The sequence below is a fragment of the Leminorella grimontii ATCC 33999 = DSM 5078 genome (genome assembly GCF_000439085.1).
In the GTDB taxonomy this organism is placed as follows: domain Bacteria; phylum Pseudomonadota; class Gammaproteobacteria; order Enterobacterales; family Enterobacteriaceae; genus Leminorella; species Leminorella grimontii.
Genome location: NZ_KE392226.1, coordinates 117,628 through 142,980, shown reverse-complemented (window position 1 = coordinate 142,980; position 25,353 = coordinate 117,628). Strand labels below are relative to the sequence as shown.

The following is a 25,353-nucleotide window of genomic DNA, read 5'->3' as shown; positions in this document are numbered from 1 at the left end:
GCAAAATATCGGGCCATATCTTTCTAACCGGGCTTGTCCCGTTAAGGAGCAAAACATGACACCGCGCGCACTCGTCTGCCTGGCCCACGGCAGCGAAGAAATGGAAGCCGTCACAACGATCGACATACTGGTCAGGGGCGGCGTTGAGGTCACTACCGCAAGCGTGGAAGGCGACGGCAGTCTGGAGATCGTCTGCTCGCGCGGCGTTCGGCTTTTAGCCGACCGCCCGCTGGTCGAGGTGGCCGACGAGGCGTTTGACGCCGTCATTCTGCCCGGCGGCGTGAAGGGCGCGGAGTGCTTTCGCGACAGCCCGCTGCTGGTAGAAAAGGTTCGTCAAACCCACCTAAGCGGCAACATCGTCGCCGCCATCTGCGCCGCGCCGGCATTAGTGCTGGCCTACCACGACCTGTTTCCGGTCGGCAACATGGCGGTCTACCCGAGCTTCAAGTCCCACATTCCTGAAGGGCAGTGGATCGACCGCCGGGTTAACTTTGACGACAGGGTAAATCTGGTCACTAGCCAAGGGCCCGGCACCTCCATCGACTTCGGCCTTAAGCTGGTTGAGCTGCTGGTCAGCCGCGAGAAGGCCGCCGAGGTGGCGGAGCAGCTTATCGTAGCGCAGGGCATTTACGCCTATTTTTAGCCGTTAACGGCGAACGGCTAACGGCGTCTCGCCTAAAGCTTTACGTCAGGCCGCGTCCCGTCGTTGGGGTACGCGGCCTGATTTCTTTCTATTTCACTGCCTGATTCAGCACGTCGGCAAACTTGTCCCACGGGCAGAATCCGTTGGCGTCCGTTGGGCAGCCTTCCAGCGCCAGCGTTACGCGCTTCGGCGGATTCTGTAAGGTCAGCGATTCGCCTTTGCGCAGCTGCTCGGCGCTCTGATAGACATACTCTATTTTCATCAAATCGCGGTTATTCGCCTTGTCATGCCAGCGCTGGAACACGATTTTCCCGCCGATCGGAGTGCGCTCGTACTGTCCCGGTAGCTGATACGGTTTGAACTGCAGCGCGCTTAAAAGAGAAGCGATGTTGGAGTCATGCCCCACCATCAGCGTGACCTTCGGGCCCTTTGCCGCTCCCTCACCCACCAGAGCTTTCTGAATGTACTTTATCAGCGGCGACGCCACGTTGCGCGCCACGTCCGGCGAGGTAAACAGGGTATCCTGATAGCCGTTCTTCAGTTGGGACAGCGTGCGCCACTGCGCGTCGGTCTTGATTTTTCCCCAGGCGACCTTATCAAGCGGGAACCCCTCGTAATACTGTAGGGTAAAGGCGTCCACCAGCGCGTTGCCCACCTTCAGCGGCCCGCTCACGCCCGGCTCTTTGCCGGAGTCCGCGCTGAATTTGTCTTTCTGCGCGGTTAAGTCACACAGCTGTTTTTCTTTGCAGGTGGGCGAGTTTCGATACGTGACAACCTGCTCCAGCATCTTATAGCTGTCCGCCAGGCGGTACTTTTCGCGCTGCTGCTCCATCGCCTTAACGGCCTTCTCGGTAAATTCCGCCGAATCGTTGACGATCACCGGATTAAAGGTCGGATCCATCGTGCCCATGCGTTCCTGGTGATGAACCGGCACGTCACAGCCGGGGAATGCGCCGGTAATAAAGAACTGCGCAGTGGCGACGGTGCGTTGCAGGCTGTTGGCATAGGCATACACGCTTTGCGGCGCCGGGCACTCGCCGCTTTTCACCAGCCCCTGCTCCGCCAGCCATTCGCGCATATAGTGCCCCATATACACTTCAAGCACGCCGCCTTTGGTGGTCAACTGCCCTCCCGGCACATCCCACTGCGGCCATTGTTGAGCCGTAGACTGCTCCAGCACGCTGCCGCTATTGGCCAGCGGCGCGCGCAAGTTGTGGCGGCTCATCAGCAAAACCTGCTCCAGCTGATAGCCTTCCGGTGCGGCTGCCGCACTCGCCAGGCCGGGAGCAAAACAGGCCACGGCCAGCAGTGAAGCAACGACTTTTTTATTCATACGTTTATCCTCGAAAAGTGAGTAAACAACGACGTCGGCACATTGTGGCAAAAACGCCGCCCTGCGCCTGTCGAAGGGATCGCAAAATCGTCGGCCGCGCATTAATCATTTTGTCTTACGATGCGACGCTACGGCGCGAGCCTTCCCGTTCCTAATCGCAGGTTTTATCGCTCATCGCCCGCGAGGGATCCAGCAGATAGCCCACCACTGCTGCGTCCACGCATTCGCTTAAGCCCGTCAGCGCCAGCGTGTGCCCGTCCTGACGGCGCGTTATCAGCGGGCTATTAAACCAGGACGCCATGTCTCTGGCGTTTTGGTAAGGCGTCGTGGCGTCATACGTCTGGGCGACAAACAGCAGCTTGGGCAGAGCGGGCGACGACGTAGGAATATGCGCCACGTCTTTTCCCGAATAGGGCCATAGGCTGCACACGTCGGGCGATATCTCGTCGTTCATCCGCTGATAATCGGCAAACCCCGACGCCTGCGCGACCTGTAGATCGTGCCAATAGGAGACAGTTAACGGCAGGCCCGGCTGAGCGACGTCCGCACAGGAGATGGCCGTCAGCGCCGACGCTTCGTCGTCCGGAAGGGCGTTATCAATCGCAGCGATAACCGTGTCTACATCGCGCCGGTAAGCAACGGCGGAAAGAAAGTAGGCCAGCCCGTCCCACCCCTCTTTCCACAGCAACAGCGTGTTGGTCACGTTGATCACGTCCTCCGGCTCAACGAACCGACCGGTAGATGAAAACAGCGGTCGATAGGCAAGCGAACGCAGCAGCGACTGGTACTGCGCCACCGCTACTTGTGGGGAACCGGAAAACGGGCACGTCTGGCGCGCCGCGCAGTCCTTGGCAAAGCGGATAAAGGCGGTCCGATAGGTTTTAGACTGATTGATGCGCTGGGTTACATCGTCCTCGGCCAGCGAAACGACGCCGTCGAGCACCAGCGCGCGAACGTTCTGCGGGTAGCGCTCGGCGTACAGCGCCGCTACCTTAGTGCCGTAAGAGTAGGCCACGGCGGTTAAGCGCTCATCCCCCAGCGCGGCGCGAAGCGCCTCCAGGTCGTCGACGGCGTTGTCCGTGCCGATGTTTTTCAGCACATCCGCCCCCATCTGGGTAGCGCAGTTTTGAACGCGCGCCCTGAGCGCCTGCTCGGACTCAGTGAAAAGCGCCTCGCCGCTAAGCTCGCAGGTAATTTTAGGCCGCGTTTGGCCCACGCCGCGGGGGTCGTAGCCAATGAGGTCGTAGCGCTTTCGCAGCCTGTTGACCGTCTGCGTATCCGCCACGGGCAGCTCAATGCCGGACATCCCCGGCCCGCCGGGAACAAACACCACGCTGCCGAGCGAGACGCCGGTGGCAGGCAGACGAGTGACGGCAATCCTCACCTTTTTCCCCGACGCGGCGCCGCGCGCTTTCCTCGCGCTCGCGGGGCGCACCAACGGCGCGTTAACGTATCCGCACTGCAGCTCCGGCACGGCACCCTCTTTAAACCAGCCGCGAAACGCGGGGGCCGAGCACGGCCGCCAGTCGATAGCGACGTGCGGCACGGCGGATTTAGCCCATGCGGGCAGGCTGCCGGTTAGAAGAAGTAAGAGTAAAAGCGCTCTGTATGGCATAGGGTCTCTTAAGGTGTTAATGGGCCAATCGCGTTACTTGTCGTTCATAGGTCACTATCTTCGCGCCATTTAAACCCAATTTATAGCCGCCATTCGTTATTTTGCGAGCCATCTCCAGAGATTAAATTCAGTTTCTTGTGGCGCATAGCCAATCTCTATATCGTTGCGGCACGCCTGCAAAATCAGGCGGACGAGATTAGCCTCCCGGATTTGTCACAGACGATATATAATGCGCTCTGCATACTATTTCGTACGGTAGCTTCAGCGCATCTATGGTGAGCTGGGCGAAGGCACCATAAGGTGCGCCGGTTCCCTGTGACGCCGGTAAGGCTAACTTCGTTCAGTTCACCACCCGTCGAGATTAGCCTCTCTAAGTGGTGATATCACAACCGTCACAGGAGGCTGCCATATGGCTACAATCCCCAACCAAACTCACCCGTTACTTTCCATCCCCCTTAGCGCCGCGGCGGACTTCATCGCGCTGGCCGACTGCTGCGAACGCTTTGCCGAAGCCCTGACTGAGAGCGACGATCCGGCGCTGCGCATTGCGCTGTGCGGGCGGCTGGCTGCCAGCCTTACGTGGCTCAGAGTAACGCTGGACGACCCGATCCCCGCACACCTGATTGAGCGCCTCACCGCCGACGCGCTCCCGGTTTCCTCCCCTGGCTTTGAGCCTGATTCAGAGCGGCTGTGCGCCTACGGCCTCGCGCTGGCACAGCTGTTAAGCAGCCGAACTCTACCGCCGGATATGGAACAAACCCTCTCCGAACTGCTGTTCGGGCTGGTCTGCCAGCTCGTCGATGGGCTCAACGCCCCGCGCTGGGTGCGCACTGCCGACGGCGTGACGCCGATAAGTGAGGAGCCACTATGAACAAACTGGTGAAGCGACAGGACTGGCACTCCGCCGACGTTATCGCATCGCTGAAAAAGCGCAGCACCTCGTTCGCCGCCGTCTCCCGTGAGGCGGGGCTGGCCCCATCAACGCTCGCCAACGCGCTGGTGCGCCGCTGGCCCAAAGGGGAAAAACTGATTGCGCAGGCGCTGGGCATGGCGCCAGAGGAGATTTGGCCTTCACGATATGGTTGATAGATAATTTCTGATAACGCTAATCCGCATCATCTACGGTGGTGCGGATATTGACGTAGCTTAATGGCAAGCTCGCTAATCGGCATCATTAACAGCCTCTACAACAGGGGGGCAGCATGAACTTGCCAATAGACATAAAAAATAATTTAAATTTTTTCCAATCATAAATGTATTTTCACCATCAACGGTGGTGAAAAAATAACTAATTGATATAAAAACACTAAATAAATATCCACGTAATTATAAATGTGATTACAATCAAACTTTACTCCTCACTACTTCATATTTCATTGCTAAATGAAATTCATGCATTTCATTTATAAATGCGAAATATTATCTTCATCACAAAATATCCCCGCATTGCATTTACCATAGAAGTTAACGCTATTGACATCATTTATTTTACAATCATATGATGCAGATATCGCTCTTTATTTTCGCATTCGCCTAACTATATAAATGGAAATAAAGAAAGTCTGATCCGGCAATGAATAATCGCTGGCTATCCTTTCCTGCCATAAAAATAAAGCGCAACCCACACGCTATCGTAAAAATAGAAACGTTCGCAAAATTAAGGAGAACATAATAATGCCAATAACGCGTCGACGCTTTTTACAAATAAGTTCCACGCTTGCCGTAGCCTGTTCATTTCCTGCAGGAGCACGGGTTCCATTCAGTCGGGGAGACGAACGCCCGACGTTAATCCCGCCCGCTGGCAGCGTTGACTGCCATATGCACCTGTACGACAGCCGCTACCCTGTCGCTCCGGGGGCAAAATTGCGCCCCGCAGACGCATCTTTGGAGGACTATCGCCAGCTACAGCAAAGGCTGGGCCTTCAGCGTATGGTGATTGTCACTCCGTCAACCTACGGCACCGACAACCGCATTCTGCTTAACGGGCTGGCGGCCAGCAATGGCAATGCGCGAGGTATTGCGGTATTGGATATGTCGGTCACCGACGATGAGCTACAGCGGCTACATCAGGCCGGCGTGCGCGGCATTCGCTTTAACCTGCGCTACGGCGGCGCGTCCTTAGACGATCTCGACGCGCTTGCCGCTCGCGTGCAGGCGCTGAACTGGCACGTACAGGTTGTGTCATCAGGCGACAAGCTGGTAGAGCTGGAGTCCCGCCTGAAAAACCTGCCGACGTCGCTGGTTATAGACCATATGGGGCACGTGCCCCAGCCGGATGGCGTAAACTCGACGACGTTCGCCGCCATTCGGCGCTTGCTCGACGGCGGAAAGACCTGGGTTAAGCTCTCCGGGCCTTATATTGGCTCTCATTCCGGCGCGCCGGATTACGCCGATATCGCACCGGTGGCCCGCGAACTGGTCAAGATCAACCCCGAACGCCTGCTGTGGGGAAGCGACTGGCCGCATCCAACCATGCCGGTAGACAACAAGCCGGACGATGCCGCCATCCTCGACCTGCTGGCGACTTGGGCGCCAAACGACCGCGATCGGCAGCGTATACTGCGTGATAACCCTGTGGAGCTTTATGGGTTTTAATCAATCACGATAGGAGATATCAGGCTTTCCGAATATCGTAATTCTGATATTTCCTAATAATAACCTTCCGCGCTGTGGCTGAACGCGGTGCGGAAATGGTAATAACGGCGGGATTAACACTTCATTTTAACAATCTAATTTAATTCTTTAGGCTTTATATCCGGATGTTTCTTATATAGCGGATTTAATATATTCAACAGCATATCCGCCATAAGATTTGCTACTTGCTTTTTATAAACAAGGTATTCATCTTCATTACAACGGGCTTTAACCAAAAATAAAGAATCATTCAGCTCTCCGCCCATTCTTAGCATCAATTCGCTAATGTTTCTAGCTACGTCTTTATTATCTATCATCTTTGTTCTCTTCACTAGTTAACCATTGCCGTCAAATATCTACTCAGCAATTAGGACCCATATACATTCATAAGAATAAAACTAATCACAAAGAACATCGCAAACCCAGCGACAATTCCATGAATTATGCTATAGCGCAGACGTCCACGGCTTATCCGATATGACGCATAAGCAACGGCGAAACTCCCCATGATAAGACTGACAATGAAATAGAGCCTCGCATAGAAAAAGTGCTGCCCTAAACCTGCCGAAGCGATCTGTGTATAAACCAGAACCGTCGCGGCAGAGATCGCTAGCGTCAGGGCTGAGAGTAAAAGAAAAGTCTCCGATTTATTAAGGAAATAGTCTCGCTGTCCTTGCATACCGCCGTCCTTAGGTATTTATTTGAATATCACTTTTGTGCTTATCTCAGAATGCAGAATGTCTTTTCGATTTCCCCAATCCTTTCATCATAGTTACTTTCAAAACTACGGTGACGCGTCGCGTTTATCAAGTAGTAACGATTCATGCCGCGATACTTTCCGATAAGATAGATCCCTCCACTCTCGCCCAAGTACATTCCACGTCGACACCAGACCTGGCTCACTAAGTCATCTTCTTTCTTTATGCGGCTTTCGCCTTCTGAAGACGCTGAATAAACTAGCTGCGCCTCAAAGTTTTTACTCTCATCATCATCGAGAGAAAACGTCACGCCAAACGTATTGAGATCGACATTGGAATAAAAGTCGATATCCTTTGCATTTTTTGGGAAAAAGTCAGGAAGCCACGTTTTCACGCCGGAGTCTTCCGGGATAGATAAGTAAGAGTCATATTTAAACTCGTTAACTTCGATAGCGTCAGTAAACGATTTTATAAAAACATAAAAAACGGTAGCTAATATCACAACCGGCACTATTGCCAAACGGCACCCTGACCTGTTCTTTATTCCCTTCACGCCCTTAATTCCTTTTACTTCATTGGCCGTTACGAACAGCTTAATCACTCAAATCAAATCGCAAACAGCCTAGCGCCAATCAACGCCACAATAATAGGTGATATGCCGTCACACCTGCTGATGTACGCGGCCGTCTTTAAGAACAAAAGGCTCACGGCACAAATGGCTGCTGTCATGCCCTTCCGCCTCCTGCGTGGTGACACAGCCTACGGACGTATGCAGGCCGTAATTTTTGACAAACATCACCAGATTAAGATTCGGCTTTCTGCGGCCCGTTTCCACCCTGCGAGAAAGATAACAAAAGGTTTCTCCCGGCGTAATGACCTTCTTGGGAAAAGCCATTCCTCCGCTGCGCCATATCACGCCGTCGGCGTCAACGTCCAGCATAGAACCGAACGCACCGTAGGGGAAAATATCGTCCATATTGGCGTAGCGAAAGCAGTCGTGTTCTCCTGTGTAACGGTGGGTTACTACGCTGTCAGGACTCCGAAACCATTCCCCTTCATGGAGAAACTCTTCCCCGATACAAACGACGGCGGCCACGTCGGGGGTAAACCACTCCTGCGCCCGATCGATGGCCGCTGGTGATATCACCGGGCGTTCATCAATAAAAGAGAGCAGGCGAGGAAGCGTCGCTGGCTGCTTTTTCTGCCAGCGATCGACGCCCATATCTTGCGCGGAACGGCTGGTTTTCTGCCAGTAAGAATATGATTTCGCCTTTGACTCTTCGGTGTAAAAAAACGCATCCGACGGCAGCGAAGTTCGCACCGTCCCTTTGCCCTGAAAGATGGCTTCACGAACGAAGAATTCGAGGAATATCACCGGGCGGGGGAGTGGAATAATGTCCATATTGTTTTTATTCCTCATTTCTGAACCAAATAGCGTTATAACTTTATCACTTTCCCACGCGTACCTCGATCATCAATAAAATAGGTTCCCAACTTTAATTTATGCTGCTCATCTTCCCTAATAAACTGGAACTCTTCTATTAACGAATAGCGTTCATAGGTGGAACGGTACGTAAGAATCACCACGTTAGAATTTATCACATTACTAAACGTTAATTCAGATTTTACATGTTTCCCTAAAACTTCTTTTTCTCTTTCCATCAGCGCAATAAAATCTTCTTTCGCCGTTATTTTCTTAAAATTATCGGTGCCGTATTCATACATACGGATAAATTCACCTTGGTTATATAACTCTTGAAAAGAGGAAACGCTATTCTTCGCCTCATCTCTTACGTCGTTATCGTTCCGGATCGCAGATTGAGTTATCCACCAACCTAGAAAAAAGACAAAAAAGAGTAATATAAGGATAGTGGTATAGATTTTTTTACTTTCCATAAAATGAGTCCAATCCCTTAGACATGTATTAAAAAATTCACAAACGCATTAATTAATCAAAATCGAGTCTTTTATAAAGATATTCCAAATCAATTCATTTCGATCTCTGATCTTTATTCTTTCCACATGCCGATATTCAATCCACACGGCCAACGGTGAAAAGGCCCGCCAAAGCGAGCCCTTCCGTCATCTACCAAGCAAACCCTACTTCACCGCCCGATACACCTTCACGTTATCAAACCCCTGCTCTTGCAGGTAGAGCGCCTGCAGGCGGCTCATCACGCCGCGATCGCAGTAGAGCAGATAGGTCTTGGACCGGTCCAAATCGCCGAACGCGGTGCCGAGCTTGTAGAACGGAATGTGCTGGGTTTCAACGCCTTCCAGCGCCAGCGGGCGGGTTTCTACTTCGTCCACCGAACGAATGTCGATAATCACGTCGCTTTCGCCGAACGCCGCCACGGTCTCAACTTCGGCGACCTGCTCCTGCGTTTGCTCGGCGATCTGGCGGATGTCCATGTTGACCGCATTCGCCACCACGTTCTCAAGGATGCTGAAGTCGAACTTGGCCTCTTCTTCCTCGATCTTGGCCTTCACAGCCTTCACGGTCGGGCTCTTTGAGATCACGCCGCAGAACTCCGGCATGGTCTTGGCGAAGTCTTCGGTACCGATCTTGCGCGCGATATTGATGATGTGCTCTTTATCGTGGGAAATCAGCGGACGCAGCACCAGCGTGTCGGAAGCGTTGTCAATCAGGCGCAGATTGGTCAGCGTCTGGCTGGACACCTGCCCCAGCGCTTCGCCGGTGACGATGGCCTGCACGCCATAGCGCTCGGCCAGCGCCGAGGAGGCGCGCACCATCATGCGCTTGAGCACCACACCCATCTGGCCGTCGTCCACTTTCTCCAGGATCTCGCCGACCACCGGCGCAAAGTCGACCGCCAGAAAGCGCACCTTGTGGGAGCTGCCATAGCGGCTCCACAGGTAGTGCGCCACCTGCTTAACGCCTATCTCGTGAGTCGCGCCGCCTAGGTTAAAGAAACAGTAGTGCACGCGGCAGCCGCGGCGCATCAGCATATAGCTGGAAACGCCGGAGTCAAAGCCGCCGGAAATCAGCGACAGCACGTCTTCCTGCGTGCCGATGGGGAAACCGCCCAGCCCTTCATAGCGGGCCTGGATCATAATCAGCCTGTCGTCTTCAATCTCCAGTCGTACCGTCACCTGCGGCGACGTCAGGTTGACTCTGGCGGATTCGATATGCTGATTCAGCCCGCCGCCGACGTAGCGCTCGACGTCCTGCGAGGAAAACTCGTGCTTGCCGCGACGCTTGACCCGCACGCAGAAGGTTTTGCCTTCCAGCTGTTCCCGATAGTTGGCCAGCGTCTGCTCGAAGATGTCGTGCATGTCGCTATAAGGCGTCTCATCCACTTCCAGAATGTGGTGAATGCCGGGGATCCTAACCAGCGCATCGCGCACCGTCGGCGCATCGGCATCGTCCTTAATGCGGACTTCGATAAAGTCCCAGTGGCGGACAACGGCGCACTCTTCCAGGCTCTGCCTCAGCACATTGCGAATGTTGCCGGTCAACATTTTGATGAAGCGCTTGCGCACGGACTGGCTTTTAATCGTAATTTCGGGGAACAGCTTAATGATAAACTTCATGGTCGTCGCGAATTGAATTAGTTAGATGGCTCAACGGGTAGTCGTTTTTAACGCGCGGGGAGTATACACCCGCAGGGGGCGACGCGCACTAAGCAATCCGTTCAAAAGACCAAACCAATGCGACGCTCCGCTCGCCTTAGCTCGAACAAGACACCTCAATCCCCTTCCCTTCCTCCGAAGGCGGCGCCTCCAGCGATTCAAACTCTTTCGCTTCGAGATAAGGGTCAATCAGGCCGCGGTGCAGCAGCGCCAGCGGCGCGACGTCGTCGCGCTCGGCAGCTTCGATGGCCTGCTGGGCCAGGTAGTTGCGCAGCACGCGTCGGGGGCTGGCGGCGCGGATGCTTGCTTGCCTTTGAGCGTCGTCGATGCCTTCACGCCTCAGGCGCTCGCACCAGCGGCGGTGCCAGTCGTCAAAGGCGGCCCTGTCGATAAAATCGTCTCTAAGCCGCATCGGCGAGCCGCTCTGCTCCACTTCGGACAGGAGGCGGAACGTGGAGGTATAGTCGCGCCCTTCCTTTTCCATCAGGTCCAACAGGCCGTTGAGCAACTCGCTGTCGCCCTCTTCCCGCGTAAACAACCCGAGCCTGGCGCGCATCCGCAGCCCGTACTCTTCCTTCAGCGCCGGCTCATAGGCCGCAAGCCCGGCCTGAAGCTGTTCTACGCTCATCACGCCCGACAGCGCATTAGCCAGGCGATGCAGGTTCCAATAGGCGACGGACGGCTGGGCGTAAAACGCATAGCGTCCCTGATAGTCGCTGTGGTTACAGACGAAGTTGGCCCGATAGTCATCCATAAAGCCATAGGGGCCATAGTCGATGGTGATGCCCAAAATCGACATATTGTCGGTGTTCATCACGCCGTGGGAGAAGCCAACCGCCTGCCAGGCGGCGATAAGCCTGCCGGTGCGTTCGGCGACGTCTTTAAACCATAGAAAGTCGCGATCCGCGTCATCTACCAGTTCCGGCCAGTGGTGGCGCTGCGTGTAGTCCAGCAGTTGCCTGACCTGTTCCTGCTGCCCTGCGTAGAAAAAGTGCTCAAAGTGGCCAAAGCGAACGTGGCTTGGCGCAATGCGCATCATCATTGACCCGCGTTCCTCGGTTTCACGATACACCGGTTCGTCGCTGGCGACGATCGTCAGCGCCCGGGTGGTGGGAATACCCAGGCCGTGCAGCGCTTCGGAGGCAAGGAACTCCCTGACCGTCGAGCGCAGCACCGCTCGCCCATCCCCCATGCGGGAATAGGGCGTCAATCCTGCGCCCTTTAAGTGCCAGTCCAGCCTCGCGCCGCCTTTAGTCACCTGCTCTCCCAGCAAAATGCCGCGCCCGTCCCCCAACTGGCCTGCCCACACGCCGAACTGATGGCCGCTGTAGACCTGCGCCAGCGGCTTCATGCCCGGCAGCAGCGACTCACCGGCCCATACGCCGACGCTCTGCGGCTGAAACATCTCAGGAGAAAGCCCAAGCTCCGCCGCCAGCGGTTGGCTATGGTACAGCAGCCGGGCGCCCTTGAGCGGCGTCGGTGACAGGGCCGTATAGAACCCCGGCAGTTCGTCAAAGTAGCTGTGGACAAATTGGGACATCGTTTTTCTCTGCTTTTTGTGGGTGGCTCTTGCAGTGTAGAACTCTAAACAAATAATTAACACCGCCAAAAGGTAGGGAAATAATAAGCGTTTTCGGCCACTTCCCGAGGTGACGGGGCTTTACGTACGAACTGGATGTTAAAATTATGTACAAGCGCACAATTTGACGGTTAACTTAGCTCAATCGAAGGCGATTTAGTGGTAGACTCTGGCACTATTACTTTTTCTTCGACGATGATATCGCCGCACCGGCCTGGAGGCGTGCTCATTTCCCCGTCTTTAGCGGAAAAATGCACGGGCGAATCCGGCGTGATATTATACTGCCCGGGTTTTGTCACGAAGACAGACTTGCTCTATCAGAAGCCAGACTGAAGACCAAAACGAACCAAAGTTACCATCGGATATGCCCAAGATGCCCAAAAAAGCGCCGGAAGCGGCCAGTTTTGAAACCGCGTTAAGCGAGCTGGAACAGATTGTTAGCCGTCTTGAAAACGGCGATCTCCCGCTGGAAGACGCCCTGAACGAATTTGAGCGCGGCATTCAGCTGGCCCGCCAAGGGCAGCAGCAGCTGCAGCAGGCGGAACAGCGCGTTCAAATCCTGCTCAACAGCGACCCCGAAGCGCCGCTCTCTCCTTTTAATCCGGACGAAGCCTGATGACGACCTTTATCCAGCTTCAGTCCGGCTACAGAGCGCGCGTCGATCGCGCGCTTGAGCTCTACCTTTCCGCCCTACCTGAACCACGGTCGCCGCTGGTTGAGGCCATGCGCTACGGCGCTCTGCTTGGGGGAAAGCGCCTGCGCCCCTTTCTGGTTTACGCCACGGGGGAGATGCTGGGGCTAAGCGTTGAAACGCTGGACGCCCCCGCCGCAGCCATTGAATGCATTCACGCCTATTCGCTTATCCATGACGATCTGCCCGCCATGGACGATGACGATCTTCGCCGCGGCCAGCCGACCTGCCACGTCAAGTTTGGCGAGGCCCACGCGATTTTGGCCGGCGACGCGTTGCAAACGCTGGCTTTCTCCATTCTTTGCGATGCCGACATGTCTGACGTCGAAGCCCCTGACCGGCTGGCCATGCTCAGCGAACTGGCTCAGGCCAGCGGCGCTGCCGGCATGTGTGCAGGCCAGGCGCTGGACTTGGAGGCAGAAAAGCGTAAGGTAAGCCTGACTGAGCTTGAGCGGATCCACCGCCATAAGACCGGCATGCTGATCCGCGCCGCGATCCGCCTTTCCGCTCTGGCTGCGGGGGAACGAGGAAAAAAGGCGTTACCGCTGCTGGACCGCTACGCGGCCGCCGTTGGGCTGGCGTTTCAGGTTCAGGACGACATTCTGGACGTGATTGGCGCAACCGAGAAGACCGGCAAGCGTCAGGGAGCGGATCTCCAGCACGAGAAGAGCACCTACCCTGCGCTGTTAGGCATAGACGGCGCGCAGGCCAAGGCGCAGGAGCTTTATCAGGAAGCGGTCGACGCCCTGGCCGAGCTTTCGTCTCTGTCTTACAACACGACGGCGCTACAAACACTGGCCGGTTTCATTATTGAACGCGATAATTAAACCGTACTTTTAAGCACACTATTTAAACGAGTTTTGGATGAGCCTTGATATAACCCAATATCCCACGCTGGCGTTAGTCAACAGCCCCGACGATTTACGCCTTATCGCCAAAGAGAGTTTGCCCAAGCTGTGTGAAGAGCTTAGGCAATATCTGCTTAACAGCGTAAGCCGCTCCAGCGGGCACCTGGCCTCCGGTCTGGGCACGGTAGAGCTGACGGTTGCGCTGCACTACGTCTACAACACGCCCTTTGACCACATCGTCTGGGACGTCGGCCATCAGGCCTATCCGCACAAGATCCTGACGGGACGTCGCGACGAAATGCCGACTATCCGTCAAAAGAACGGGCTGCACCCCTTCCCCTGGCGGGAAGAGAGCGAGTATGACGTGCTGTCCGTCGGCCATTCGTCCACCTCCATCAGCGCCGGGCTCGGCATGGCTATCGCCGCTCAGCGCGAAGGTAAAGGCCGCCGCACCGCCTGCGTTATCGGCGACGGCGCAATGACCGCAGGCATGGCCTTTGAGGCCATGAACCACGCGGGCGACGTAAAGCCGGACATGCTGGTCATCCTTAACGACAACGAGATGTCGATTTCCGAGAACGTTGGCGCGCTCAACAACCACCTGGCGCAGATCCTGTCCGGCAAGCTGTACGCGACGCTGCGCGAAAGCGGCAAGATGATGCTTTCCGGCCTGCCGCCGATCAAAGAGCTGGTCAAACGCACCGAAGAGCACCTGAAGGGCATGGTAGTGCCGGGCACGCTGTTTGAAGAATTCGGCTTTAACTATATTGGCCCGGTCGACGGCCACGACGTGCAGGGGCTGGTGCAAACGCTAAAAAACATGCGTAGCCTGAAAGGTCCTCAGCTACTGCACATCATGACCAAAAAAGGCAAAGGCTACGCGCCAGCCGAGCAGGATCCGATCGGCTGGCACGGCGTGCCGAAGTTCGACCCGGAAACCGGCACCCAGCAAAAGAGCGGCGGCGCTCACCCCAGCTACTCTAACGTCTTCGGCGACTGGCTGTGCGAAGAGGCAGCGGCGGACGACAGGCTGATGGCCGTAACGCCCGCCATGCGTGAAGGCTCCGGCATGGTGCGCTTCTCCAAAGAGTTCCCGGAACGGTATTTTGACGTCGCTATTGCAGAGCAGCACGCGGTGACGTTCGCCGCTGGCTTAGCTATCGGCGGCTATAAGCCCATCGTGGCGATTTATTCCACCTTCCTGCAGCGCGCTTACGATCAGGTGATTCACGACGTGGCTATCCAGAAGCTGCCGGTGATGTTCGCCATCGACCGCGGCGGCATCGTCGGCGCCGACGGCCCGACTCACCAGGGCGCGTTCGACCTAAGCTACCTGCGCTGCGTTCCCGACATGGTTATCATGACGCCGAGCGATGAAAACGAATGCCGCCTGATGCTGCACACCGGCCATCGCTATCAGAAAGGCCCAACCGCCGTTCGCTATCCTCGCGGCAACGGCACCGGCGCCACATTGACGCCGCTGGAAGAACTCCCCATCGGTAAAGGTCGGCTTTGCCGCCAGGGCGAAAAGGTCGCCATCCTCAACTTCGGCACCCTGCTGCCGGAAGCGCTGGCGGCCGCCGAACGCCTTAACGCCACCGTCGCCGACATGCGCTTTGTGAAGCCGCTGGACGAAGACCTGCTGCGCACGCTCGCCGACAAGCATGATGCCTTCATCACTCTGGAAGAAAACGCCGTCATGGGCGGCGCCGGCAGCGGCGTCAACGAATGGCTGATGGCCCAGCGCCTGAACGTGCCGGTACTCAACGTTGGCCTGCCGGACGCATTCGTGCCGCAGGGCGGCCAGGAAGAGATCCGCGCAGATTTAGGGCTTAACGCCGAGGGGATCGTTGAGCGCTATCGGGCGTGGGTGGCCGATTAATCGAAAAGACTGGAAAAACCCTCGAATCCGAGGGTTTTTCTTTTGATACCTATCTGAAATGATCGTACCCGCGGACATCAAACTCCACCGGCTCATCACCATCAAACACCTTCATCCCGCCGTTGGCGGTTATCTGGCCGATGCAGGTACAGGGCAGCGCCAATGCGGCCAGCGCCGTTTCTATCGCGCCGCGATTTTTCTCCGGTACGGTAAAGCACAGCTCGTAGTCTTCGCCGCCGGTCATCGCCCAGCGCTGCGCCTGTTCCCGAGAGCTATTGCGTAACAGCTCGTCGGATAGAGGCAGCTTATCCAGAAAGAGCTTCGCGCCGCAGCCGCTGGCCTTCAGAATATGCCCCAGATCGGACGCCAGGCCGTCGGACAGATCCAGCGCCGACGAGACAAGCTGTCGAAGCGCCTGCCCGGCCAGTATGCGCGGCGTAGGCCGGAGGTGGCGCTTAACCAGATAGTCGCGGCTTTTCGAATCATCAACGCGCAGGCGGTTTTGCAAAATCGCAAGCCCTGCGGCGCTGTCGCCCAGCGTTCCCGTTACAAAGATCCAGTCTCCCGCCTTAGCGCCGCTGCGAGTTAACGCCTTGTCGACCGGGATCCAGCCGTGTACGGTCAGCGTCAGGCTCAGCGGCCCCCGCGTGGTGTCGCCGCCGATAAGCTGCATCTCGTAGTAGTCCAGCAGGGAAAACAGGCTGTCGCTAAAGGCGGCAAGCCAGGGCTCGTTCACCTCGGGCAGCGTCAGCGCCAGTGAGAGCCAGGCTGGGTCGGCCCCCATGGCGGCCAAATCGCTTAGGTTCACCGCCAGCGCCTTGTAGCCAAGGTCGGCGGGATCGATATCGGGAAGAAAGTGGGTTGCGCAAACCAGCGTATCGGTGCTGACGGCCAGTTCGTTTTGCTGTGGGGGGATAAGCAGCGCGCAGTCGTCGCCAATGCCTAAGCGGACGTCTTTGCGGTTATCTTTTTGCCTATGAAAATAGCGGGTAATCAGATCAAACTCACCGCATGACATAAGTACGGTACTCCAGGCCAGCGAAAAAAATTCAGGCCAGCAATGCCGGCCTGAGAGTAAGGATGTCCGTTATCGCCTCACGGCGTTAGTCGTCTTTACGAGCGTCCTTACGGACGCGCAGACGCGGTACGACCTTATCCAGTACGCCGTTAACAAACTTGTGGCTGTCTTCCGCGCCAAACGTTTTGGCAAGCTCAATGGCTTCGTTAATCACCACCTTGTAGGGAACGTCTTCGCGCTTGCTCAGTTCGAAAACCGCAACGCGCAAAATCGCCCTTTCAATTTGGCCAAGCTCGTCCAGTGTGCGGGACAAATAAGGCGCCATTAGCTTATCCAGCTCCTGAGCCTGCGTCGCCGCCCCGGAAAAAAGCTCGCGGAAGTAGGTTAAATCAACGCCGTTAACGTCCTGTTCCGCCAGGAAGGCTAATTCGACATCGGCGATATCGTTTTTTGATATCTGCCATGAGTATAGCGCCTGAACGGCGCACTCGCGGGCTCGGTGGCGAGCTGAAGGTTTCACGGGTCTACCTCTTAAATTCAATCAAACTCTCACGACGCTTGATGCATCGTGCTTCAGGCTTTAATCGCCTTGATGACGTTAATCATTTCCAGTGCGGTCATGGCGGCCTCGGCCCCTTTGTTACCCGCTTTAGTACCGGCGCGCTCGATGGCCTGTTCGATGTTTTCCGTCGTCAGAACGCCAAAGGCGACCGGAACGCGGCTGTTCATCGCCACGCTGGAAAGGCCGGAACTGCACTCGCCCGCCACATATTCAAAGTGGGCGGTGCCGCCGCGAATGACAGTGCCCAGCGCGATAACCGCGTCGTAACGTTCGGTTTCGGCAAGCGTACGCACCGCCAGCGGAAGCTCGTAGGCGCCCGGCACCCATACGACCGTAATGTTGGCGTCAGAAACCTGGCCGATACGCTTAAGGGCGTCAACCGCACCTTCCAGCAGGCTGTCGTTAATAAAGTTGTTAAAACGCGCAATCGCGATAGCTACGCGCGCCTGCGGTGCAGCAACATTGCCTTCGATAACGTTCATACGAGTAATCCTCGGTGTTTTTACTTTAATCACTGGGTTAAGGGGGCGGATTCTATCACATTCTTTTACCCGCTGCGCTGCGGATTTTACGCCGCCGCGCCGTTAGCGCTCCGAATTAGGAAACAGGGACAGCCGAAGGTCGTCCCCTACCCGCTTAACGCCGCCAAACGTAAAGCGCGGTGCGTCCGCCAGGCGCTCGATGCCCGGCAGGCGACACAGGCCGCGCGCATCGTCGCCCAAAAGCTTGGGCGCGGTATAGAGCACCAGCTCGTCCACCAGCCCCTGAGTCAGCAGCGCGCCCGCAAGCGTCGCGCCCGCTTCCGTCCAGACGCGGTTAATCTGCCTGCGCCCCAGCTGCATCATCAGCACCACCAGATCGACGCCGCCGGACGCTGCCGGAACAATAAGCTGCTCTACGTTATCCGACCAGGCTTCATTCCCCTTTTGGGTGCGCACCAGCAAAATGGGCCCCGGCAAAGAGAACGCTTTCAAATCAGGGGTAAGGCGGTTTCTGGCATCGAGGATCACGCGAAGCGGCTGGCGCAGGCGCTCTTTGGGATAAACGGCCTGAACGTCGTCGCCAAGCTCTTCCCAGCGCACGTTCAAAGAGGGGTTATCCGTCAGCACGGTTTCGCTGGTGCTGAGGATAGCGCAGCTCTGCGCCCGATAGGCCTGTACGTCGCGCCTGGCTTCGTTCGAGGTTATCCACTGGCTTTCGCCGGACGCCATGGCGGTTTTGCCATCCAGCGAAGCGGCCATCTTAAGCTGAAGGTAGGGGAAGCCGGTTCTCATGCGCTTAAAGAAGCCGCGGTTCAACGCTTCGGCCTCTTCCATCATCAGGCCATATTCAACCTCAATGCCGGCCTGCTGCAGGCGATAAAGGCCGCGACCGGCGACTTCCGGATTCGGGTCCTGCATGGCGGCGACAACGCGCGCGATGCCGGCTTCGATAAGTGCGTCGGCGCAGGGCGGCGTTCGCCCATGGTGGCTACAGGGCTCCAGCGTGACGTAGGCCGTAGCGCCGCGCGCCTTTTCTCCCGCCGCGCGCAGGGCATGAACCTCGGCGTGCGGTTCTCCGGCGCGCTGATGGTAGCCCTCGCCGACGATAATCCCGTCGCGCACGATAACGCACCCGACGTTAGGATTGGGGGAGGTGGTAAAACGCCCCAGCCAAGCGAGCTCAACGGCCCGAGCCATATAAACAGCGTCGTTGTGCATAAAATATCAGTCCTGCAGTTTGGCAATTTCTTCGCCAAACTCGCGAATGTCTTCAAAGCTGCGGTATACGGAGGCAAAGCGAATGTAGGCGACCTTGTCGAGCTTGCGCAGCGCTTCCATCACCAAATTTCCCACCATCGACGCCTGAACCTCGCGTTCGCCGGTCGCCCGCAGCTGGGATTTAATGTGGCTAATCGCAAGCTCGATGTCGTCAGAACTCACAGGCCGCTTCTCCAGCGCCTTCAGCATGCCGCGGCGAAGCTTGTCTTCGTCGAAAGGCTCACGGATATCGTTGCGCTTGATGATCCGAGGCATAACCAGCTCGGCAACTTCAAACGTCGTAAAGCGTTCATTGCAGACCAGACACTGACGGCGGCGGCGAACCTGCGAACCATCCCCAACCAAGCGTGAATCAATCACTTTGGTGTCTACGGCAGCGCAAAATGGGCAATGCATAACGTCTCCTGGAAAATGTCTGAAAATTATCGCCTTCAGGGCGGCGCATCGGCCCTATTCTAAACGCCCCGGCCAAAGAGCGATACACCTCAGATACATTGGAAGCTATATTTTTCTAACCGTTGGATAAATAAAAACACAAAATCTGACAACATTTGTCTCTCATTTGATAAAAGCCTCGCTCTATCCCCTCAGCCCTATGCCAATTATCGTTATATCACGCCGACATTAGACCGATATTTTTCACTATTTCATGGCGTTAAGTTTATCTCGCGAATTCGCATCCATAACCAACATAAACAGGAGTAACGCAATGAACGAAAAATTTATCGGTTCGGTGATCAACGCCCTGCCGCTGGAACACATGATCGGCGGCCCGCTGCAGGCGATGATCAAAGCGCAGATTCAGGCGACCAAATCATATACAGACTTCCTGCTGTCGGTCTGCATTAAGGACGGTAAGGCAAACGCCGTCCAGTTCGACTACGACGAAACCGTTGTTGATGAGCAAGGCGTTGTGCAGGGCGTGATGACAAAAACCATGCGCATTCCCCTGCTGGCGGCCGTCACTCACCCGATCATCTGTATCGAAGAGGGTACGATCGACTTTGAGCTCGAAATCTCGCAAAGCGAATCGGACAGCAGCAGCACCGAGGCCGAAGCCGGCCTGAAAGCCTCCGTTGGCTGGGGGCCTTTCAAAGCCAAGGTTACCGGCCGCGTCTCCCACAAGTCAGAACAGACGCGAAAAACCGACACCCGCGCCAAGTACAGCATCCATACGCAGGTGAAGCGCCAGGATCCGCCGGAAGCGCTGATGCGCGTCATTGACTTTTTAACGGAGTCAGCGACCAAGCCAGTGGTTCATAAGGCCAATAGCGAAAAGCTTGAAGAGTTCCAGACGACGGAATCGCTGCAGCAGAAAGAAAAGCAGGCCGCGTAACCCCTCCTCGTTGAAGAGCTTCAATTCATTAACGCTACCAAGGGGCGGCTGTTTATAGCGCCTCTTTATATCAGGAGTCCCTTATGTCATTGAAAGACTGGTTACGAGGAAAGCCCGACGCACAGGAAACGTCAGGCGAAAACCTGGGCGGCGCCGGAGGAGGCGAGCCGCCGCAACCGCCGGAAAATCGCGGATCGCCCATCACGCTGGCGGACATCACGCGCGGAATGCAGTACGCCGCTACCGCCGCTAACCAGCTTATTGCGCACCAGTACATGCAGTCGCTGGAACCGTTTTTCGAACCCATGCCGGACGGCCGCCTGTCGCCCCGCACGGTGCAGATGATGCTGGATGAAAAACACAACTTCGATCTGCCGCTCATCGCGCTGGCGACGCCTCGCGGGCTGATGCTCGAAGAGATGAAGGTTCACCTCACCGTCAGAACCGACGCGGTTGAACAGGTTGAAGCCGCGCCGGGCGAGAACAGCGACACCGTGGGCCGCTTTCAGGTCAGCCTGTCGCCCCACAGCAAGGACAAAGGCGGCAGAGACAGCCAGCACGTGGATATCGAGATGCTGTTCAAAGTGCTGGAGCCCCCCGAGAGCGTCATGCGGCTTATTGACGAGTATACCAACCGCGTACTGCCTCAGCCTGTCGATACGGAGGAATAACCCATGTCTAACCTGCCACAAAACACCGGCCAGGCCGGTATCAACCTGATTAAGGAATTTGAAGGGCTCGAGTTAAGCAAATACCGGGACGCCGTCGGCCTTTGGACCATCGGCTACGGCCATTTAATTCGCTCTGGAGAGACGTTTGAGCGCAGCCTTACGGAGCAAGAGGCGGAAGCCCTGCTGCGTAAAGATTTGCTGGAGTCGGAGCGAGGCATCAGGCGGCTGGTTTCCGTCCCGCTCACGCAAAACCAGTTCGACGCGCTGGTCTCTTTTGTCTTTAACGTCGGCGTCGGCAGGCTGGCCACCTCGACGCTGTTGAAAAAGCTTAACGCACAAGACTACCGGGGCGCCGCCGACGAGTTGCCGAAGTGGAACAAGGCCGGCGGCAACGTGCTGCCAGGTTTGACCCGTCGCCGCCAGGCTGAAAGAGCGCTTTTTAATCAATAGGTCCATTTATCAATAACATCGTAAGGAGTTCGTCATGAAAGTACGTCACGTTTCTTTGCTTTTTATTACCGCGCTGCTCTTCGCTATGGCCAGCGCCCTTTGTCGGGCGGACGCGCCGGACGTCGTCAGCTGCGAACAGGCCGTCGCTAACGCCAACGTCGCGTTCAAGCAGCAAAGCGGCAGCGAAATCAACAGTGAGAAAGACCTGGTCGAGCTGGTAAGAATCCTCAACCGGGATAACGTCCTCCCTATTGCTTACGTCACCACCCAAAAGGCAAAAGAGGCCGGCTGGGATGGAACGGGCTCCCTGTGGAGCAAATTCATACTGAATAAGAAAATCATCGGCGGAGATCCCTACCCCGGTAAGCCGGTATCGGACAAAGGAAGCTGGTTTACCGCCGATCTGGAATCCGTGTCGGGCCACCGCAGTAGCAAACGCCTTATTTACAGCCCAAACAGCAAAACCCGCTATTTATCCACCGAGCTTTATGAAAGCGCGGCGGAGATCGTCCCCTGCCGGTAATACGGCGCCACAACGCTTTTTATTCCAAACAAGAGGAACGTTATATGTTTTCTAAATACACCTGTAAGCAGCCCGATACGGGCAACGTAAACCAGTGCGGCGGCTATGCGCTGGCGGCGTTAATACACGCCAGCAGAACTCCCCCCTGTGACAATCAGCCCAACGGCAGCGACATATATAATCAAGTCATCGCCTTTCAGAATGACTGTGACATCCCACTGTTTTCGCCAAAAAACCAGAAAGGAGCCAGAAGTCTGCCTTCAAGCCTGATTAAGACAGCCAAAGAGAATGGCTTTACCCGATATAAGCTAACGGTAACAAAAGCCTACGGCCAGAAGCACCCTGAGCTCATCACGTCCGAAAAAGGACGCCTGAATAAAGAGGTGGAAATCACTAAAGAGGTAGAAATAACTGAAGACAGTGAGAAGACTCTTGACCAACTGTTAAAGAAGGACGGTTACTATCTGGTTCTGGTCAACGACGGCAATCACTGGATTGCGATGGGTAAGCGAGGGGAGAGCGTCTATTTATACGATCCCGGCGGCGCTGGCGACGTTGACGAAGCGGGCAAACCGACGATTAACTTCTCAGGCGTCATCATCCGGCTCAACTAAATATCGCGAAATGTCTCAAAAAGTCGGCCCATAGCGCACGGTAGTTCGCTATGGGTCAACGTCCAACACGACTTTCGTACGCGAGGCGCTATGGATACTACCCCGATTGACGCCGGCATCGGCGTCATCTTTTATCAAGGGCTTTCTTCGCTGTCCGGCCTGCTTGGCGGATTGAGCATCTCATTTTTTTGGCGGCCCAAAAAGCTCCACCAGCGCGGCCGATTCGCAGCGGGTTTGATCATCGGCAGCATCAGCGTTTCCGCCAGCTTCGCCTTTACCGGACTCACCTCACGCTGGCTGGGCATGAACATAGGTGAAATCGACATTGCCTTAGGCGTTGGGTATTTCGTCGGCGCAATTAGCGTTGGGGCCATTGCCTGGCTTGGCAATTTTTTCAGCCACCGTGAAGACAGCGACCTGCTCGAGGTGGTTAGCGACATAAAAAGCACCGTTTCATGGGCTCCGCCGCCCGCCAAAACAAAGCGGCGCGCTCCTTCATCAAAAACGAAGCAGAAAGAGGACGACGATGAATATAACCTTTGAATGGCTATTTTTTTTACTGCTGGCCGTTATCAATATTATTACTGCGATATTTATTTTTTGTAGCGCCCTCCATCCGTATATATATCGACGGCCGGCCTGGTATAAGCTGGCGCTCATTATGACGGCGTTCGGCTTTGCGGCACAGGGGGCATTAAGTTTTCCTTATTTAATTTACGGCTATGAAATATATAACAACTCACTTCCTATATGGATTTTTAATGACATTGGAATTGCAATAATTAGCAGTCATTATTTTTTTAAAATTATACTCAGAAAATAACCAGACATTTTTATCACTAAAATAGCCTAGGACATTTACATCCATCAGCTATAACAAAAAGCGACTATTTACCAAAATAACAAGGCGTTAGATTTTCTCCTGCGAAATAACTCGCATTATATCAAAGGAGAAAATCATGACTAATTTTTATTTATCTAAATATGTAAAAAACTTATTTACCCACCTGTTATTTCTAGGTTGTCTTTTAGCCTCAGGCTCTTCATTTGCCGACAGGCTACCGGGTGTTTTATGTGAAAAGCTTCCGGGGGAAGATGGAATGACCATTACTGGCTGGCTAACAGCACAAGAGAACAATGGAGGCCATACTCAAGAAAGGCATATTAATAAAGATGAAAAATATCTCCAAAACAGAAATATTGCTATCGCTTCTACATGGCTCAATGAAGAAACAATGTGGAAATACATAGCTAAAGACGTTCAAGCTTTCTGCGAAAATGCTATAAAACGAGGAAATGAAGCAGTATCCAGTAATATAGCCCTATCCGGGGAGAGTAAAGAAGCCGTAGGAGAATATTACATTAAGAACTCCGAGGGTAAAAAACCTATTCAAGGGAATGAAAGAGCAACCATTGTTTATAAGAATGACTATTCGGGATGGTATTTATTGACCACCTACCCTCAGCCTGTTGGTAGACAATAAAATGAAGAACGGATGGGACTATATTAAATAGTCCCATTTTTCATGACGTGCTATTCCTCTTCAACAAACATCATCGCCGCCTGAGTGCGATTATTGACGTTCAGCCGCCGAAAAATAGACTCCAAGTGGGCTTTTACCGTACCAGCACTAATGTTCAAACAGCGGCTAATCTGCTTGTTAGACTGGCCGTCGGCAAGCAGGCTAAGAATTTCTCTCTGGCGTTCGCTCAGCGTTTCTACCGAGCGGCAGCGGTCATCATCAAGCACGGAGCTGTCGGGCAGGCACACCAATCCGGTCTCAGCGGCACGCAAGACTTGTACAACGGCCTCCAGCGGCTGATCTTTACAAATAACAGCAGCGGCGCGGTGCCGTAAATATTGGCGCACCAGCGATTTTTTTACCTTTCTCAGCGAGACGATAACGTGTACTTCCGGATATTTTATAAAAATCTCATCGAGCAGATCGACACAGCAAATATGTTCCATTTCCCCGTCGAGTAAAATAATTGAGATATCTCCCTCATTTAATGCCAACCAAAAGCTGTCAATATTACTAGTATTAACAATTTTTGCCTCCGGCAGCATTTTAACCAGCCCGGACTTTAATCCATGAACATAAATTGGCAATGTATCAATGATTAAAATATTCATTTATATTTCCCCTGTGTTTATTATGACTCTCTCTCTTACCCATGCTGTAAAATGAAAATATCGCCATTAAACAATAAAATAAAGGCGACATTTGCCGTATACCATTTCTCTTAACGAGAGAGATTTATAAATGAACCAGTTCGACATCCCTACCTATATTTGAGAAAGACGTCACTATTTTGAAATAAAGTAGAAAAACGCTACGTTATTGCCTACCTTTATATAAACCACAAAAAATAAATGGCTATTTGAAATAGCATAAGGAAAAAAATGGCTAACGAAATCAGCTATACGGGAAAGAATGGAATTGAACTTATAAAGCGTTTTGAAGGGCTATCGCAAAACAAATGCCGTAACGCCGTCGGCTTTTGGACCATCGGCTACGGCCACTTAATTTCCCCCGGTGAAACCTTCGACCACCCTATTACAGAACAAGAGGCGGAAGCCCTGCTGCGCAGAGACCTTTCACCAGCAGAAAAAAGCATTAACAAGCTGGTTTCCGTACCGCTTACGCAAAACCAGTTCGATGCGCTGGCCTCTTTTGCCCTTAACGTCGGCGTCGGCAGGCTGGCCTCCTCGACGCTATTGAAAAGGCTCAATATGGGAGATTATCACGGTGCCGCCAATGAGCTGCTGAAGTGGAACAAAGCCGGCGGCCAAGTGCTGGCGAACTTGACGCGCCGTCGCCTGGCTGAGCAAACGCTGTTTAACCAAAGCGAGGCGGCAGAGCAAAGCGCTTGAGCAAGCCTATTTAGCTTATAAACGCAG

General features: G+C 54.6%; 29 protein-coding genes. 15 read left to right on the top strand and 14 right to left on the bottom strand.

The features are described from left to right. Positions 1-55 precede the first annotated feature (55 nt). On the top strand, positions 56-643 hold the full coding sequence (gene yajL / locus G544_RS0118600; protein WP_027275975.1) for a protein deglycase YajL: 588 nt from the start codon (positions 56-58) through the stop codon (positions 641-643). 88 nt (positions 644-731) lie between these two features. Here yajL and agp read toward each other — a convergent pair whose 3' ends face one another. Both agp and G544_RS0118590 read right to left on the bottom strand, forming a co-directional pair. Beyond that, positions 732-1,976 (bottom strand): bifunctional glucose-1-phosphatase/inositol phosphatase, encoded by a 1,245-nt coding sequence (gene agp / locus G544_RS0118595; protein ID WP_027275974.1) that lies wholly within the window; start codon positions 1,974-1,976, stop codon positions 732-734. A gap of 151 nt (positions 1,977-2,127) precedes the next feature. Next, positions 2,128-3,591, bottom strand: a complete 1,464-nt coding sequence (locus G544_RS0118590) for an alpha/beta hydrolase (RefSeq protein ID WP_051155837.1) — start codon at positions 3,589-3,591, stop codon at positions 2,128-2,130. Between the two features lie 409 nt (positions 3,592-4,000). On the opposite strand from G544_RS0118590, the gene G544_RS0118585 reads away from it, so the two are divergent. The 3 genes from G544_RS0118585 (at position 4,001) to G544_RS0118575 (ending at position 6,186) form a co-directional block, all read left to right on the top strand. Then, positions 4,001-4,462 (top strand): hypothetical protein, encoded by a 462-nt coding sequence (locus G544_RS0118585; protein ID WP_027275972.1) that lies wholly within the window; start codon positions 4,001-4,003, stop codon positions 4,460-4,462. Between the two features lie 8 nt (positions 4,463-4,470). Next, the gene (locus G544_RS0118580; protein ID WP_027275971.1) at positions 4,471-4,677 is read left to right on the top strand and encodes a helix-turn-helix domain-containing protein; all 207 of its coding nucleotides are present in this window, start codon (positions 4,471-4,473) and stop codon (positions 4,675-4,677) included. A 588-nt stretch (positions 4,678-5,265) separates the two neighbouring features. Continuing rightward, positions 5,266-6,186: an amidohydrolase family protein gene (locus G544_RS0118575; protein WP_027275970.1), complete on the top strand. Its 921-nt coding sequence runs from the start codon at positions 5,266-5,268 to the stop codon at positions 6,184-6,186. Between the two features lie 134 nt (positions 6,187-6,320). Here G544_RS0118575 and G544_RS0118570 read toward each other — a convergent pair whose 3' ends face one another. The 6 genes from G544_RS0118570 to G544_RS0118540 form a co-directional block, all read right to left on the bottom strand. Continuing rightward, positions 6,321-6,542: a hypothetical protein gene (locus G544_RS0118570; protein ID WP_027275969.1), complete on the bottom strand. Its 222-nt coding sequence runs from the start codon at positions 6,540-6,542 to the stop codon at positions 6,321-6,323. 403 nt (positions 6,543-6,945) lie between these two features. Further along, a complete protein-coding gene (locus tag G544_RS21445) occupies positions 6,946-7,524 on the bottom strand; it encodes a YbbD-related protein (protein ID WP_134389120.1) in 579 nt (192 codons plus the stop codon). 60 nt (positions 7,525-7,584) lie between these two features. Continuing rightward, positions 7,585-8,325, bottom strand: a complete 741-nt coding sequence (locus G544_RS0118555; RefSeq protein WP_027275967.1) for a hypothetical protein — start codon at positions 8,323-8,325, stop codon at positions 7,585-7,587. A gap of 35 nt (positions 8,326-8,360) precedes the next feature. Then, positions 8,361-8,819, bottom strand: a complete 459-nt coding sequence (locus G544_RS0118550) for a hypothetical protein (protein WP_027275966.1) — start codon at positions 8,817-8,819, stop codon at positions 8,361-8,363. 204 nt (positions 8,820-9,023) lie between these two features. Further along, positions 9,024-10,478: a tRNA uracil 4-sulfurtransferase ThiI gene (thiI, locus tag G544_RS0118545; protein WP_027275965.1), complete on the bottom strand. Its 1,455-nt coding sequence runs from the start codon at positions 10,476-10,478 to the stop codon at positions 9,024-9,026. A gap of 136 nt (positions 10,479-10,614) precedes the next feature. Beyond that, the gene (locus G544_RS0118540; RefSeq protein ID WP_027275964.1) at positions 10,615-12,057 is read right to left on the bottom strand and encodes a protein adenylyltransferase SelO; all 1,443 of its coding nucleotides are present in this window, start codon (positions 12,055-12,057) and stop codon (positions 10,615-10,617) included. A 412-nt stretch (positions 12,058-12,469) separates the two neighbouring features. On the opposite strand from G544_RS0118540, the gene xseB reads away from it, so the two are divergent. From xseB to dxs, 3 genes are read left to right on the top strand one after another with little or no spacing between them, the layout of a single operon-like run. Then, a complete protein-coding gene (xseB, locus tag G544_RS0118535) occupies positions 12,470-12,712 on the top strand; it encodes an exodeoxyribonuclease VII small subunit (RefSeq protein ID WP_027275963.1) in 243 nt (80 codons plus the stop codon). Then, complete coding sequence (ispA, locus tag G544_RS0118530; RefSeq protein WP_027275962.1) at positions 12,712-13,614, top strand: (2E,6E)-farnesyl diphosphate synthase; 903 nt, start codon at positions 12,712-12,714, stop codon at positions 13,612-13,614. Before xseB ends, ispA begins: the two co-directional genes overlap by 1 nt. Positions 13,615-13,651: 37 nt before the next feature. Next, positions 13,652-15,517 carry a 1-deoxy-D-xylulose-5-phosphate synthase gene (gene dxs, locus G544_RS0118525; protein WP_027275961.1) on the top strand — a complete coding sequence of 622 codons (1,866 nt, stop codon included), beginning with the start codon at positions 13,652-13,654 and terminating at the stop codon, positions 15,515-15,517. Between the two features lie 49 nt (positions 15,518-15,566). Here the strand turns inward: dxs and thiL are convergent, their stop codons facing one another. From thiL to nrdR, 5 genes are all read right to left on the bottom strand, one after another. Next, complete coding sequence (gene thiL, locus G544_RS0118520) at positions 15,567-16,535, bottom strand: thiamine-phosphate kinase (RefSeq protein ID WP_027275960.1); 969 nt, start codon at positions 16,533-16,535, stop codon at positions 15,567-15,569. Positions 16,536-16,620: 85 nt separating this feature from the next. Continuing rightward, positions 16,621-17,055: a transcription antitermination factor NusB gene (gene nusB, locus G544_RS0118515; RefSeq protein ID WP_027275959.1), complete on the bottom strand. Its 435-nt coding sequence runs from the start codon at positions 17,053-17,055 to the stop codon at positions 16,621-16,623. A gap of 53 nt (positions 17,056-17,108) precedes the next feature. Further along, positions 17,109-17,579, bottom strand: coding sequence for a 6,7-dimethyl-8-ribityllumazine synthase (ribH, locus tag G544_RS0118510; RefSeq protein WP_027275958.1), 471 nt, complete (start codon positions 17,577-17,579; stop codon positions 17,109-17,111). A gap of 102 nt (positions 17,580-17,681) precedes the next feature. Then, a complete protein-coding gene (ribD, locus tag G544_RS0118505) occupies positions 17,682-18,797 on the bottom strand; it encodes a bifunctional diaminohydroxyphosphoribosylaminopyrimidine deaminase/5-amino-6-(5-phosphoribosylamino)uracil reductase RibD (protein WP_027275957.1) in 1,116 nt (371 codons plus the stop codon). 6 nt (positions 18,798-18,803) lie between these two features. Then, positions 18,804-19,253, bottom strand: coding sequence for a transcriptional regulator NrdR (gene nrdR / locus G544_RS0118500; RefSeq protein WP_027275956.1), 450 nt, complete (start codon positions 19,251-19,253; stop codon positions 18,804-18,806). A 313-nt stretch (positions 19,254-19,566) separates the two neighbouring features. Between nrdR and G544_RS0118495 the strand changes: the two genes are divergently transcribed. From G544_RS0118495 to G544_RS0118460, 7 genes are all read left to right on the top strand, one after another. Continuing rightward, positions 19,567-20,193: a DUF2589 domain-containing protein gene (locus G544_RS0118495; protein WP_027275955.1), complete on the top strand. Its 627-nt coding sequence runs from the start codon at positions 19,567-19,569 to the stop codon at positions 20,191-20,193. A gap of 83 nt (positions 20,194-20,276) precedes the next feature. Then, positions 20,277-20,864, top strand: a complete 588-nt coding sequence (locus tag G544_RS0118490) for a DUF2589 domain-containing protein (RefSeq protein WP_027275954.1) — start codon at positions 20,277-20,279, stop codon at positions 20,862-20,864. Between the two features lie 3 nt (positions 20,865-20,867). Further along, complete coding sequence (locus G544_RS0118485; RefSeq protein ID WP_027275953.1) at positions 20,868-21,314, top strand: lysozyme; 447 nt, start codon at positions 20,868-20,870, stop codon at positions 21,312-21,314. A gap of 34 nt (positions 21,315-21,348) precedes the next feature. Beyond that, positions 21,349-21,837, top strand: a complete 489-nt coding sequence (locus tag G544_RS0118480) for a hypothetical protein (RefSeq protein ID WP_027275952.1) — start codon at positions 21,349-21,351, stop codon at positions 21,835-21,837. Between the two features lie 44 nt (positions 21,838-21,881). Beyond that, the gene (locus G544_RS0118475) at positions 21,882-22,451 is read left to right on the top strand and encodes a hypothetical protein (RefSeq protein ID WP_027275951.1); all 570 of its coding nucleotides are present in this window, start codon (positions 21,882-21,884) and stop codon (positions 22,449-22,451) included. Between the two features lie 90 nt (positions 22,452-22,541). Next, on the top strand, positions 22,542-22,994 hold the full coding sequence (locus tag G544_RS0118470) for a hypothetical protein (RefSeq protein ID WP_036024591.1): 453 nt from the start codon (positions 22,542-22,544) through the stop codon (positions 22,992-22,994). 416 nt (positions 22,995-23,410) lie between these two features. After that, the gene (locus G544_RS0118460; RefSeq protein WP_027275949.1) at positions 23,411-23,935 is read left to right on the top strand and encodes an RNase A-like domain-containing protein; all 525 of its coding nucleotides are present in this window, start codon (positions 23,411-23,413) and stop codon (positions 23,933-23,935) included. A 50-nt stretch (positions 23,936-23,985) separates the two neighbouring features. Here the strand turns inward: G544_RS0118460 and G544_RS0118455 are convergent, their stop codons facing one another. Then, complete coding sequence (locus G544_RS0118455; RefSeq protein WP_027275948.1) at positions 23,986-24,585, bottom strand: LuxR C-terminal-related transcriptional regulator; 600 nt, start codon at positions 24,583-24,585, stop codon at positions 23,986-23,988. 270 nt (positions 24,586-24,855) lie between these two features. On the opposite strand from G544_RS0118455, the gene G544_RS0118450 reads away from it, so the two are divergent. Beyond that, on the top strand, positions 24,856-25,326 hold the full coding sequence (locus G544_RS0118450) for a lysozyme (protein WP_027275947.1): 471 nt from the start codon (positions 24,856-24,858) through the stop codon (positions 25,324-25,326). The last annotated feature ends 27 nt before the right edge of the window (positions 25,327-25,353 follow it).